This is a genomic window from Microvenator marinus (assembly GCF_007993755.1).
GTDB classification, from domain to species: domain Bacteria; phylum Myxococcota_A; class Bradymonadia; order Bradymonadales; family Bradymonadaceae; genus Allomicrovenator; species Allomicrovenator marinus.
In genome coordinates this window covers 2327299-2340856 of sequence record NZ_CP042467.1, presented here as the reverse complement: position 1 = coordinate 2340856, position 13558 = coordinate 2327299, and the positions used below count along the sequence as shown (strand labels likewise).

Here is a 13558-nt window from a genome sequence, read left to right as displayed (position 1 = left end):
ATCTGTAGAGTGTTTGATCCTGGCACCAATCCACCAACCACCGCTTGCACCTACGGTTGTGTTGCAGAGCGAGATTGTCGCACCGGCGCCTTCTGCGGTCCAGTCGGACAAGAGTACTGCCGGCCACAATAAACCGAAAAAGGTTAAGTGATTTGAGGTAACATTTACGCCGGTGGCTTTGGCAACAACCGAATCTAACGATTCCAACCTAACATTCGAATAACCCGCCGCAATCTTGCGCAATGAGTGCCGGCGGAATCGAATTTCTACGATTGCCAGATGGATTAAAGACTTGACCTGCAGGCATTTTTAGGGTGCACTTCGTGTTCGAAATCTAAGTAACCCACGATCTTTGGGGGGAATCCAAGCTGTTGAATTCTCCCAGGACGTAAGCGTGAATGAAGGGGAGCAGCATGACAAATTGGACCAATAGAAACCTGATAATCTCCGGAGTGTTGAGTCTTTGTTTGAGCGGTTGTTCGGGGGAGACCAAATCACCTGAGAATGGCTCTGGCACGACCAACAATCCGGAAGAATGCAAACTGACCGCAGGTGGTATCGAGCTGTGCGATGGTCTCGACAACGACTGTGATGGTGAAGTTGATGAAACTCATGATGTCGGTGAGGTTTGTCTGGTGGGGGAAGGCGAATGCGAAACCCCTGGTGTAAAGGCTTGTGCTGACGACCAAGTGTCCACAATCTGCAATCTCACGGAGCAACCTCCTTCCGGGTGCGACTTGTCTACAGCCTGCATCGGTGAGGGCGAGTCATGTGAGATCCAAGAAGGAGATTGTCGGTCCAACGGTGTCATTCGGTGTGACGGCAGCCAAAGTTTCTGTGATGCGGTACCTAGCCTTTTTTGTGAAGGGGAATGCAGGGAAGAAGTCTGGTTTAACTCCACTCAAAATTGTGGAACATGCGGGAACGCGTGTGAGATGGGTCAAGTGTGTGACCAAGGAAATTGTGAGTGTCCGTCAAATCAGGTCCTTTGCGGAGGAAGTTGTAGGGCGCCGGAGTTTTTCCTTTCCAACTCGGAAAACTGCGGGGTTTGCTCCAATATCTGTGACACTTTATGTGATGAGGGCGAGTGTGTTGGGGCAACCGATGTGGCATTGGGCGAGGAGCACGCTTGTGCGCTGATTTCAACAGGGCGCGTTTATTGTTGGGGCAGCAATGACTTCGATCAACTTGGCTACGACGGTCCCGGATCTCCTACACCTGTCCTCGTGGAGGGATTGACTGATGTTGTTAGTATCAATGCGGGTCGCAATTACACTTGTGCATTGGATACCAGCGCCGTCTTGCGGTGTTGGGGATCAAACGAAAGTGGTGCTTTGGGAACTGGAATTGGGGGTTCGACGAGTGACCACGTGCCACGCATGGTAGCGTCAGGCGTAGACTCCTTTTCTTGTGGCGCCTCCCATGCCTGCGTTCTAATCGACGGCCAAACAAGTTGTTGGGGGGCCAATGTCGACGGCCAGTTGGGTATTGGTAACACGGATACTCAGTTTTCTCCGATGGAGGTAACAGGGCTTTCCAACGTATTGGCAGTTAGTGCGGGAGATGACCATACATGCGTGATCGAGGACCTTTTCGACGGAATTGTTAAATGCTGGGGAGCAAATGGCTTCAACAAACTCGGCGATCAAAGCAATCCTCCGGTTGAACAAAGGACGTCTCCTGGATCGGTCTATAGCATTGCTAACATAAAGGCCGTGGCGGCTGGGGACGAGTTAACGTGCATGATATCTGCCGACGTCGCGTTCGGGACCAGCTGTATCGGAATGGATTTCAACCAGTTTTTCGAGTTTCCTACAGAGATTACTACTCTCGATATCGCCGAGTTCTCGATTGGCAAGACGACCCGGTGTTTTGTAACTGTGTCTGACCAACTTTATTGCTGGGGCGAGTTTGCAGGTGGTGGTTCCGCCCAAACACTGATGCAGCCCACCCTCAACACAGAGGTGCCCAATGCCACACGTGTGGACGCTGGTTCTGGGGGCGCTTGTGCTATCGATTCTGAAGGAAGGCTTTACTGCTGGGGGCGAAACTCAAGCGGGCAATTGGGAGATGGCACTTATGTTTCGAGTGCAAGCGCAAAAAAGGTAGAGTTCTCTGGCTCCAATTGACTGCCCTGCGAATGCGGCGTAACGGTTTGGAATGCAGAAATTACTATTTTTGGTTGTTGTTCTTTTGGGCACCGGTTGTGTGGCCCATGTGTTTTCACCGCCTGCCAAGATTGGTGGGCTTGAGGGAGCGAATGCGCTCAAGAGTGGGGAAACGCAAGTCGGCGGCATGTTCCTCACGCAGCAGGAGTCGTTCGACCCGAGCATTTTGGGTGGCGCGCTTCGCGCCCGTCAGGGGCTCGGTAGTGGCTTGGAAATTGGGGCAGAGTTTGCGTTGGGGCAAATCGATGCGGATTACGAGCCCATCGATGAAGACCTGAGTCCGCTCTTTTTCACCGGCCATGTCGGTGGAAAGTACACCATCTTGGAGGACTATATCGCCCTTCGCGGCGGCGTAGGTGCCGGCACCAGCGATGCCGGCCAATTCATTAGCCCAGACCTCGGCATCGTGCTCGCCCTAGAAAACCCAGTGCTCGTGCCGGCGATCAATGTCTCGGGGTTTCTGAGTCAACCCGTGAACGCTCAAGAGATCGACTTTACACCTATCGGAGAAGAGGCGGGGACTTTCCGGCAAACCCCTCAGACCTCGTACGGGGTGCTCTGGTCACTAGGTTTGCGCGTACCCCTTCAGGTCTCTCCCGGCGTTAAGATTGAGCCATGGGGCGGCTTCTCAGGCACGTACATCATGGATGCTGACCGCGACGCGCATTTTGTGGGATTCTTGAGCGGTGTAGACGTCACCTTCTAGCTCTTTGGACCTTTGACGGCTCCCAACCGCTTGGTCCGAGCCTTCGAAAACGCTTTCCACCAATGGGTCGCGCGTTCCTCATAAAGCTCGCGCTTATGCGCATCCATCGACTCCAAAATGATCTCCACCATACGCGGCTGATAGAGACGGACCGTGCCGTCGTCCACCGGAAGCACAATCTCGCGTGCGACCAATGCCCCGAGTGAAGTGAGGTCCAGGCAAATCGAGCGGATGAGCTCTTCGGGCGCACCATCCCCGGCAATCGAAATCGCGTAGAGAATGTCGCGCTCCTTGCTCGGCAGCCGCACAAAACGCCTGAAGTACATGCGCGCGAGCCTGTCGGGTACCGGGATATCCTTCCAGACGTCCACGTTCGCGTCCGGCTTAAACTCCCACATGCCATCGCGCCGCCAGATAAGGCCGAGCTCCATGCCGTAGCGCACCAATTCCGCCACCACAAAAGGGTTTCCCTGTGACTGCCGGATCACAAAGTCCAGATGCCTCTCGGGCACGGTTTTAAGGGCGAGCATGGAGCGAAGCATGAGCTCGACGTCCGCGCGGGTGAGCTCTTTGAGGTGTAGTGAAAGGTCCACGGGCATATCAGCGAAGGCCGGCGTCTCCGGGTCATCACTTCGCATACTCAAAATCACGCTCATACCCGGAATCGGCGCGCCAGCCAGCGCCACAATCGCGTGAATGGAGTCGTCGTCCAGATTCGGTGCGTCATCAAACACGATCACGAGCGGCTTTTCTTTGACGGCACGCACCAGCACGCTTCGCATCCACTCGACGTAGGTCGGGTCGTGAATCTGGCTCAGATCCAGCGCTTCAAATGCCGATTGCCTCTCAAAACTGATTCGATCCCACGCGCGCTCCACCGCGGTCCGTGCCCCGCGACTTTGCACCACTACAATCTGGGTGCGTTCCTGCGCGTCGCGCACCAGCTCTTGAAGGAGCCGGGTCTTCCCGATCCCCGCAATCCCCTTCACTGTGGCCAGTAGTGACTTGCCCTGGGCGGTTCCGCGCAGGAAATCTCGGAGCTGGTCGAGCTCCGCGGCACGTCCGGTAAACATTGGGTGGTAGATATACGACGCGGGCTTGTACTCAGGGGCAGGCATGCCGAGGATCTCGCGCATTTCGAGGTCCACATCGAATGCAAATCCAGGGCGGTCCCGCGGCGCCTTGGCCAGGAGTCGGCCTACGAGGCGGTCGAGCGAGGCGGGCACCTCCGGGTTGAAGTCGCGTACTGACGGAATCGGCTCCTCCACATGCGCCGTATACATGGCGATGGCAGTGCGCGCGCGATAGGGGAGCATGCCCGTGAGCACCTCGAAGAGCGTTCCGCCAAGGGCGTACATGTCCGCCCTCGCGTCCACTGCTTCGCCCACTTGTTGTTCCGGCGGGGCGTAAGCAGGCGTAGCGCCCACGTCAGTCGAGTCCGAGAGTTCTTCGCGATCAATGATTCCCGTCAGCTTTCCGGCTACGCCAAAATCCAAGAGGACCGCACTATGGTCGGGGCGAACGAGGATGTTTTCGGGCTTAATATCGCGGTGGATGACTCCGACAGCGTGAATGGCGTTGAGCCCGCTCAGGACGTCGCAGATCACAGGCATGAGCTCGCGCCAGTTCTTGACGCCCGCAGGCTCGGCTGCGGGGCCTTTCCCAACAATATTTGTGGACAAAAGCGAGGCGTCGACCACCGTTTCCATAGTCTCACCGTCGATCATATCGCGGAGCGAGATGCCCTCGATAAACTCCATGGCGTACCAGGGTTGCTCCTCGTCCAAACCCTCGTCGAAGAATCGCACAATATTTGGATGGTGCAGGTCGCGAAGAAGCGTCACTTCGCGGCGAATGGCCTCAATACGGGATGGTCCAAGGTCCTTCAGGCTCTTGACCGCAACCTGCTCTCCACGCGGCCCCTCCGCCAGATAAACGCGGCCCATACCACCACTTCCAAGCTCGCGGATTACTTTGTACGGGCCATATGAGAGCACAACGATCTCCGAATCTTCAACTTTTGACTTAAGTCTACAATACAATCCTACCGAGTTGACAGTACGAAGAGTTTAAAACAATATTCATCGCGAGTTCGCGGGTGTAACTCAGTGGTAGAGTGTCAGCTTCCCAAGCTGAAAGTCGTGGGTTCGACCCCCATCACCCGCTTTTTTCCTCCCTCCCTCGGGCGAAACACACAGAACATGTCAACTTCAGAATCAAAGGGCGGCCTGCTCTTTGCCCTCGGTGCGTACCTGATGTGGGGAGTCTTTCCGATCTATTGGAAGTTCCTGATCGATATCCCCGCGCTGAACATTTTGGCGCATCGCATGGTCTGGTCGCTGGCGTTTCTCCTGGTGCTATTGACCGTTCGCTCACGCTGGTCGTGGATTTCAAAGCTCAACCGCAAGGTGGTCTTTGCGTATTTTGGTGCGTCGCTCTTCTTGGCAGCTAACTGGGGAACGTATATCTGGGCGGTCAATGCCGGGTTTGTGGTGGAGACCGCGCTCGGCTACTTCATCAATCCACTCATCAACGTGGTTTTCGGCGCATTGGTGCTGGGCGAGCGGCCGCGCAAGGGGCAGTGGATAGCCATCTTGTTGGCGGCGATGGGTGTCTTCCATCTGGCGTTCCTCTATGGGCAAGTGCCGTGGATCGCTCTGATTTTGGCCAGCACCTTTGGACTCTACGGGCTGATCAAGAAGATGTCGCCGCTCGGCGCGCTCGAGAGCGTGACGCTCGAGTCCGCGCTCCTCTTCATTCCGGCGCTTGGCTTCATCATCTGGTCTGAGATGGAGCACTCGTACTTCCTGGGCGGGGACGGGCTCACGCAAACCTTGCTGGCGCTATCTGGTGTGGCGACCATGCTGCCGCTCCTATGCTTTGCGGCTGCCGTTCGCCGCCTGACGCTCACCGTCTTGGGGGTCATGCAATACATCGCCCCGACGCTACAATTTCTGATTGGGGTCCTTCTCTACAACGAGCCCATGGACGCCACGCGCCTGGTGGGCTTCATCCTGATTTGGACTGCGTTGGCGGTCTTTAGTGTCGAGGGTATCTTGACGAGGCGAGCCAGAATGGCCAAGCAGGAGGCCCTCGTTGACCAAGGTCAAAACATGGTTTAGATCTTAAGCCATGTCATCCATTCCAAGCATTCGCGTCGATTGCACACAGTGCAAGCAGTCGTTCTGGATAAAGTTAAAAACCGGAATCATTCCGCAGGCCGTTATTGCGTGCCCGAATTGTGAGTTTGCCTGGGATTTGGCCAGGCTAGACCGAGCATCGGTGGTGCAGCGAAGCTTTAAGGTCGATGAGTTCTTTGCGCGCCTAAATGGACTCTTTCAGCCGAAATCCCAGCCGCCCGAGCCCTCAGAAGAGATTTTTCGCGAGGCCGGTTCGTCTCAGGACTCTGTGGAAGAACCCATGGATCTGCCGGAGATTGAACTAGAGCCGCTCAGTGAAATCTCTGAGGTTGAGCCGAATACGCCCGCTGAGAGCCCAGAGCTTGAAAGTCTTCCCGAGTTGGGCGCCACGAGTTCCGAATCCCTCAGAGAACCCACGTCGGGTGCTATGGCTCGGCCAGACGCCCCTCTTCGCCGCTCCGTGGACACCAATCGGTATCCGGCCGTGAAGTCTGACACGTCAGGTGAACAAGCAATTCAAGAGGATCTCTCAGTAGATTCCGCGCTCGCCAAGGTGTTTCAGTCGGAGGATGAGGTCACACTCTTGACTCCTGACGCCCAACCTCAGGATGAGCCAGATGATGCGGCAGAACCGCCAAAAGAAGATGTCACTCTGATCACACCGCCAGAGCCTCAAGAACCCGAGGATATCAGCGAGGAACTGGCCGAGTTTATGGTCGATTTCGAGGACGAGACGGTCAAAGAAGGTGAGCTTCAGACACGGCCGGCTAAGCCGCCCGGGCTTCCGAGCCCTTCAAAAACAGGGCCACCGGACCGTGATGCAAAGCTTCGGGAGAGTTTGAAGCTTCCAAGTTTGAAAAAGCCTGAGTTAAAAGGCAAACTCGACCTTCCCGGGTTAGGAGTGAGTCGTGAGACCAAAACGGCTTCGAGCCCCGAGAAAGTTCCTTCTTCCGACGATGATGAGCACCCTGTTTTGCCGAAGTTAGACAAACCATTAGAACGCCCATCTACCGGGCCAATCTCCCTTTCGAACGACCAAGAACAAAGCCTCGAAATGCTGCGCATTGATGACTTCTCGTCTGAAATCGCCCGCGAACAGGCCGATGATTTCTTCAAGTCGAGCGCCCAAGTTGCGGCCGCGGCTACGGCCGACGAACCCGGTGACCTGAGCGACCTCGGCCCCAAGTCGAAGCCGCCTTACCTGGTGATTGGTCTAGCCGCAGGGGTGGTGTTCCTGATGCTCGTGGCTGGAATCTACGCGTGGACCCTGACTTAACTCCTTAGGCTTGAGATTTTGGGCTCCGAGACACGACTAGAAATTGAAAGGGACCCGAGAACGCAGGCTGTTTGGGATTGGTTGGACGGGGCACGCTCCGAAGAGAATGAAGGGGAGATTGCAGCCTATATCGTTGAGAATTGGCCGGCTTCCCGCGGCGTGAGAGACGCATGGCTTCAGACGCACCCCCACACCTACGTCGGCCCGCTACTGGCGACTCACGCGCTCCGAGTTCCTGAAATAAAGAGCGAGGAATTGCTCTCGACGTGTCTCTATTTCGCCGATGAAACCGAAGTTATCCCGCTACTTAGAAAGGCTGACGCGAAGTTTAGAAATTATGTCGCGACGGGCCTTGAGCCTCATGCGAAATACGTGCTCTTGCGCCTCTTTGGCCGAAAGTGGACTTGGTCAGATAGGCTCTTTGGGCCCGGGCTAGATGCTCTCCTCTTTGGGGCCCGCGGATTTATTGGCCCACCGGGTGTTGTAGGTGGACTCGTGGCTGTGGGGGCTTATCAAATCCAGACGCTGAGCTTTGTGCCCTTTTTTGGACTTTGGGGGCTTGTTTTCATAACCGTCCGTGCGCTGATCCTCAAGGATATCGCGCCAACGTGTACACCGAATGATTTTGACCAGAGTCCCCTCGATCGGGAGATCGTTCGTTGGGCGGTCCGCGAGCGCCACGCTCAAGGACTCCCGGATAGCGCGGCGCTCCGCCATTGGCAGATATGGCTCAACTCCAACCCTCTCCCCGTCGATTCTGAGCCCGACTCGCCGAGCCTTGGCTCGAACCCGCTTGAACTCTACGAGCTGCGCGAAAACTCCGAGCCAATGACCCGCGAACGCGCATGGAAAACACTGAATGCGCTCGCCGAGGCGCGCGAAACACCAGTTCACTGGTTGATCCTGGAAGGGATGTCAGCCCGTCCCGAGCGGATCGCGCCTTATCTTGAGGAGCTAAAGGGTTATGAACTCGGGTTTTCGGTCGGATTTTTCAGGGCTCACTGGCTTGAGCCACCCTGTTTGCAGGTTGCTCAACGTGTGATTTGGGGCGAGTTCAATGGCTACGGAGAGCTTGTGCAGGAGTTTAGGGTGGACGAGAGCGCGGAGTGCGTGGATCTAAACGATGAGCCGGTGAAGTTCGGATTGCATACGCAGATTCTGGCCGTTCCGCCGCGGTGCGAGATTTCGCCCGAATGGGCGGAAGTTTTTGCAGACTTCGAAATCGTGGAGGCCATTTGGCAGCTCGAGGCCATTGAGCTCTCGGAGCTGGAGCACGTGGATGAAGCGTCTCTCATGGCCACGGGCTACTTGGCGTGCGCTCCCGAGCCCGGTCTTGAGGAGACGATTTACCTTTTTCGAAAGCCTCTCCCCGAGGTCGGTCAGACCATCTATATTGAGTTGGAATCTGGAATCGGCGAGGGTCAAGAGTCCGATGCCATCCATGCCATGACCCTCTCGGAGGGTGTTCACTACCTTGAACCCGAGGTTTTAAGCGCCCCTCGCGAGGTTCCACCCGGGATTAAGACGGTGGAGCTTCGCCGATTGCTCTGGGCTCAAAAAACGCGTGTCCCGACGTCCGGTTCCTGATAGAATCGCCGAACCATGAAGCTTGTATATCGAGGTATTATGCGGCGGACGTGTTTTTTGCTCGCCCTGACAATCCTACTCAGCGCCTGCCAACGTGAGTATGAGTTCGAGCGTGAACCCACCCCGGTTCAGACGCTTGGGCATGAACTCTTCATCATTTGGAAGAAGGACGCCGAACGTGCGGCCGTTCTCGCTGATGAGAAGGCGGCTATGCTCGAGGCGAACTACGGCCCTTTCGTGGACGCCGTGGATACCATCGTTCCCGAGTCAGAATACGCGGCTGTTGACCTCTTTCTGCAGCGGCTTTTGACCTTGGTGGACGAGGGCATCCTGCCGGCCTTGAGCCGCAAATTGCGAGTCTTGATGGAGGAAGCCGCGGCAAATCAGGCGCTGCTCAATGCGTTGGTGACCCCAACGGGCCCGGATGCGCGCGAGTTTATTGAGCTTAAGAGCGTCCCGAACTTATTGGGGTATGCCACGGCCTATCCGCGACTTCCCGAAATGCTCTCGCTCGTCGCTCGTGTGGGCCTCAGAAACGATGGGCTCAATGAAGACGGCGTCCTGACTTTTGAGGAGCCGTCGGCCCTGACCGATATGACGCGTGTCCTGGTCAAGACGCTACGTGAAGCCGATTTGAGCGGGTCGGACTCAGCGGCGGTGATGGTGCGGGACCTCGCGCTTGAGGCGGACTCGAAGTATATGGCTGACGAGGATATCTCGCCGGTTTACGTGGTGCTCTACGATGAGCGCGGCCTGCCTTTGGCGGCCAAATACGGCGATTCGCTGAGCTATCCATTTGTGGACAACGACAGCGACGGCCTCGCGGATATCAACGCGGAGGGCGAGTTCATCTTTCAAAACGGCGGGGCCGGGAAAATCGTGCCATTCTCGTTGCAGAGCGCGGTTGAAGAACCGACCACACGCGATGCCACGGGACGTGCTGTGGCTCCAGGCGGGCCGGTCTTTCAGTACGTAGACATACATTCTACCGGACTCGGATTCTTGATTCGTGAGTTTAGAGGACTCTCAAACGAAGACACGCTCTACGACCTATTGAACGCGTTTCAGGCCATTTTGGGGCCAAAAGTGGTGCATACCGACGAAATTGGCGCCTATAGCGGGTATGCGTTGAATCAGCCTCTCATGGATATCAGCTACGCGGCTGTTCATGCGGTGGACACGCCCGTATTGCCTGACGTCATGGAAGGCATTGGTGCCTTGCTCGAACATCGACCTGACCAGGTCGCTGGACTCATTCTGGCGATCACGAACGTGGTTCGGACCATTCGCGAATATCCCGGCGCCGAGATGGACGACGATCAGACCATGATTTACGACCTCTTGCCCTATCTCAAAGAGATCGTGGATGATCCGGAGCTTTGGCGCGACCTGATGGACGAGCTTCGCGACCCGATCAATCGAAAAACGGGCGAGGCGCTCGGAACCCTTCTGCTCTACAGCGATAGCGACACCGTTCCGACCCCCGGTGGGCCTTACGACGCGTGTTTCCAAGCCTGTGCGGCTCAGCACGAGCTCGGAACGCTCCCGCGCTACTCGTGTATTCGCAATTGCCCCAACACCGAGATTTTCTCGCAGCCCATGGATTACACGGCTTCGGAGACAGCACGCGGCCGAAGCCTGCTTCAGAAGTTCCTTCACTTGATCTGGGATACCGCTGGCGTGCCCTACACCATGGACATTGAACAGGCGCTCTACGACGGTGAGCCGCTTCCGGCGCTGCCGCCGCTCCTCTCGCTGCCTGGCTCGGGCGAAGCTTTTTTGGCGTCAATCGCCGGCAATCTCAACCTCGCCGATTACGTGCCCGATACACTTTGGAATTCGGATCTCGGCGTTCTCTTGGAGTATTGGGGTATCGATTCCGGCAATGTGGCTGCGCTCTTGTCCACGCTGAGCCCACTCTTCGGCGCCGAGCTTGAGGTGATGGCTAAGCCGCACCAGATTACGCGACTCTTCAACCAGCAGAATCTTCGTTGGGAGACCGAGCGTGTGGTTCTGGACGTGGCCGACCCGAAAGGGCGTGACCGCTTTGTTTTGGCGCATCACCTGGCTTACGGGCTCTTTGTGGGCGAGGCTGCCGGTGTCATCGATACGATGGTGCCACTCGCTAAGGCATTTTCGGACAATCAGAAAGAGCACGTTCTGGCAGGTATCTTCACGGTGCTTCACGACCATTACGCCGCCGATGCCGCACTATACCAAGACGTAGACGGCGACCCGTCGCCGATGAAGGCCGCCAATTTGCGAAGCTATGAGCCGGCCTTGCGCGATATACTCTTGGCCGGAGAGCTCTTTGAGGCGCTCAACGACTTCGCCATCGCCGTTCACGAAGTGGAGCTGATCACCGGAAAACCAATCCGCGACGACCTCGGAGAGCTTCTGAGGCACACGCTTAAGGAAGATGGTTTTGCGAATCATCGCGGCGAGAACTTCATCGTGCTCAATGATACCCGGACGGTCTCGAATCCTAGCCGCCTGCACTTTTTGGCGCATGCGATTGGAGAAGCAGGCGACCGAATCAACGAAGTTCCTGAAAGCCGAGAGCGCCTGATCGAGTCCCTCGGTAATATCGTGGATGTGGCCGTCGGAGCTGAGAAGGATTCTGCTGGGCGCCCGCGCTTCATCCGAACAGGCTCACCCGTTCTGGCTACGCACCTGACGTCTTATCTCGGGCAGGAGGCTCGCGAACGTATCGACCGCGGCGAGTTGAGCACGTGGTTGAGGGGCGATGTGGTGGAGTTCTTGGAAGATTTGTGGACGTCTAGACTCCTCACGAGTTTTGTTGACCTTGGCGCCGACGTTCTCGCTGACCCGCAAGATAAGGTGCTCATCGACGATTTTGTGAACTACCTTTTCGGAACGGAAGTGGGGCGAACGAACCTACTCTTGGCCGTGCATCAACTTCTGGTGAATTCGGTCAATATCGATGTGTGGCTGCCGGTGGCTCAGTTCCTGGCCAATGCGCTCGATCCCGACCGTGTTTGGAATACCGAACCATTTGCTCAAAAGCCGATTTTGACGCTCGGAGCCGAACTTCTGGACGGCACGCTCAAGAATGACCCACAAAATACCGGGATTTTTATGATTCATCGGGCGCTGAACGAAACCCCCGGAATGCCGTCACCGATTTCGGTCATTGCGGAAATCATCGCGGCTTATTTCAGCCCGGCACCGATGAGCGCGAAGCTCGAGACCCCGCAGGACTATCAAGCGTTCCTGCTCGAATTGGCGAAGTACGTGGAAGATGACGTCCACGGAATCGAGCGGCTCTACGAACTCGTCAGTCTGCGGCGGCGATGAAGAACACAACTGGTCTTTTGGTGTGTCTTGGGCTTTTAGCTTTTGCCTCAGACGCGTTTGCGGCGGGTTTTCACTTGCCTGGACATGGCGTTCGGCCGCTCGGTAGAGCTGGCGCCTTTGTGGCGTCCGGCGGGCAAAATCTCAACAGTCTCTGGCATAACCCGGCAAACCTCGCCGGTAAGTCGGAGTTTGAACTGACGGTGGATCTCGCGTTGATCAACCTCAGCTTTGAGTTCCAGCGGGCGCCCAGGGAGATGCCAAATGGGGAGATTCGAACGTACGAGCCCGTCCAGAACGACGCGCCCATTAAGACGGATCCACAAGTCTTGATTGGAGGCCCAACGGGGGTCGAAGGGCTCGCCTGGGCGTTTGGCGTCTATGCTCCCTACCTCTCTGGCCATCGGTTTCCCGAAGACGGTGCGCAACGCTACGTTCAGGTGGACAACGATTCCTCGGTGCTCGGCTACTTCCATCTGGCGCTCGCCTACGAGGTAGGAAAACGTTTTAGGCTCGGCGCGGGCGTTCAATGGGTTCCGGCGAGCTTCAACTTTATCACGGTGACATCGGGCTATACGGGGCTCTATGGGGACCCCGAGGACCGAGACCTGGACATCCTCTCCGAGGTCACGGTGACGTCGCTGACGAGCTTTTCAGGAAACGCAGGCATTTGGGTAGGGATAGCGCCGTTTTTGGAGTTCGGTGCCGCCGTGCAGCTCCCGGTGACCTTCGATGATGAGGATGCAAAGCTGCGAGTGCGTCTACCTTCGAGTCCGGCCTTCAATAACGCTGCGCTGGACAATGATTCGGTCTCGAGCTCCATGGGTTTTCCGTGGATGGCGAGGGCCGGCCTTCGGTATGTCGGGGCGGGCTGGGACCTCGAGCTCATGGTCAACTATGAGAATTGGAACTCGTTCTCGGAGATCGCTGCCACGCCCAATGATATTGCCGTGACAGGCGTGCCTGGCATTGGCGCCATCCCTGTTGGGCCCTTGAGTATCCAGCAAGATTGGACGGATACGGTTGGCGTTCACATTGGTTCGGATATCGAACTTTCACCTGCGTGGGTGGTTCGTGCGGGCTACGGATTTGAATTGGGTGCCATTCCGGATGAACGCTACAGCGTGTTTCTTGCTGATGGAGACAAGCATATGCTAGCTGGAGGTGTTTCGTGGCGATTGGGCGCGTGGTCACTGGACGCTGGACTGGCGGCGTATCTGATGCCAGATCGTTCGATCACGAACTCTAAGGTCAGGCAAATCAACCCCACCGATGCGGATAACGAACTGACGTTGGTGGTAGGGAACGGGGAGTACAGCCAGACCTACATCGCTGCGGGTCTTGGGGTGAACGTGGAGTTCTAGTC

General features: G+C 56.6%; 8 protein-coding genes and 1 tRNA gene. 8 read left to right on the top strand and 1 reads right to left on the bottom strand.

Annotation, left to right across the window (positions count from 1 at the left end; all coding sequences use genetic code 11):
• Positions 1-413 precede the first annotated feature (413 nt).
• Positions 414-2129 carry a MopE-related protein gene (locus tag FRD01_RS09760; protein ID WP_249756147.1) on the top strand — a complete coding sequence of 572 codons (1716 nt, stop codon included), beginning with the start codon at positions 414-416 and terminating at the stop codon, positions 2127-2129.
• A 31-nt stretch (positions 2130-2160) separates the two neighbouring features.
• Positions 2161-2874, top strand: coding sequence for a hypothetical protein (locus FRD01_RS09755; RefSeq protein WP_146959204.1), 714 nt, complete (start codon positions 2161-2163; stop codon positions 2872-2874).
• Here the strand turns inward: FRD01_RS09755 and FRD01_RS09750 are convergent.
• Positions 2871-4871, bottom strand: a complete 2001-nt coding sequence (locus FRD01_RS09750; RefSeq protein ID WP_146959203.1) for a serine/threonine protein kinase — start codon at positions 4869-4871, stop codon at positions 2871-2873. The two genes, FRD01_RS09755 and FRD01_RS09750, sit on opposite strands and share 4 nt — an antisense overlap.
• 97 nt (positions 4872-4968) lie before the next feature.
• Here FRD01_RS09750 and FRD01_RS09745 point away from each other — a divergent pair.
• The 6 genes from FRD01_RS09745 to FRD01_RS09720 all read left to right on the top strand — a co-directional run bounded on the left by FRD01_RS09745 (position 4969) and on the right by FRD01_RS09720 (position 13556).
• Positions 4969-5040 (top strand) — tRNA-Gly (locus tag FRD01_RS09745).
• Between the two features lie 35 nt (positions 5041-5075).
• Complete coding sequence (gene rarD, locus FRD01_RS09740; protein ID WP_146959202.1) at positions 5076-5996, top strand: EamA family transporter RarD; 921 nt, start codon at positions 5076-5078, stop codon at positions 5994-5996.
• Between the two features lie 10 nt (positions 5997-6006).
• On the top strand, positions 6007-7290 hold the full coding sequence (locus tag FRD01_RS09735) for a hypothetical protein (protein ID WP_146959201.1): 1284 nt from the start codon (positions 6007-6009) through the stop codon (positions 7288-7290).
• Between the two features lie 18 nt (positions 7291-7308).
• Positions 7309-8877: a hypothetical protein gene (locus tag FRD01_RS09730; RefSeq protein WP_146959200.1), complete on the top strand. Its 1569-nt coding sequence runs from the start codon at positions 7309-7311 to the stop codon at positions 8875-8877.
• Positions 8878-8916: 39 nt separating this feature from the next.
• Positions 8917-12195 carry a hypothetical protein gene (locus FRD01_RS09725; protein ID WP_146959199.1) on the top strand — a complete coding sequence of 1093 codons (3279 nt, stop codon included), beginning with the start codon at positions 8917-8919 and terminating at the stop codon, positions 12193-12195.
• Complete coding sequence (locus tag FRD01_RS09720; RefSeq protein WP_146959198.1) at positions 12192-13556, top strand: OmpP1/FadL family transporter; 1365 nt, start codon at positions 12192-12194, stop codon at positions 13554-13556. Before FRD01_RS09725 ends, FRD01_RS09720 begins: the two co-directional genes overlap by 4 nt.
• Positions 13557-13558 lie beyond the last annotated feature (2 nt).

Bases quoted from the DNA above. Each gene is read 5' to 3' on its own strand.
- FRD01_RS09725 (WP_146959199.1), top strand. From the start codon at position 8,917: ATGCGGCGGACGTGTTTTTTGCTCGCCCTGACAATCCTACTCAGCGCC.
- FRD01_RS09755 (WP_146959204.1), top strand. From the start codon at position 2,161: ATGCAGAAATTACTATTTTTGGTTGTTGTTCTTTTGGGCACCGGTTGT.
- FRD01_RS09735 (WP_146959201.1), top strand. From the start codon at position 6,007: ATGTCATCCATTCCAAGCATTCGCGTCGATTGCACACAGTGCAAGCAG.
- FRD01_RS09720 (WP_146959198.1), top strand. From the start codon at position 12,192: ATGAAGAACACAACTGGTCTTTTGGTGTGTCTTGGGCTTTTAGCTTTT.
- rarD (WP_146959202.1), top strand. From the start codon at position 5,076: ATGTCAACTTCAGAATCAAAGGGCGGCCTGCTCTTTGCCCTCGGTGCG.
- FRD01_RS09760 (WP_249756147.1), top strand. From the start codon at position 414: ATGACAAATTGGACCAATAGAAACCTGATAATCTCCGGAGTGTTGAGT.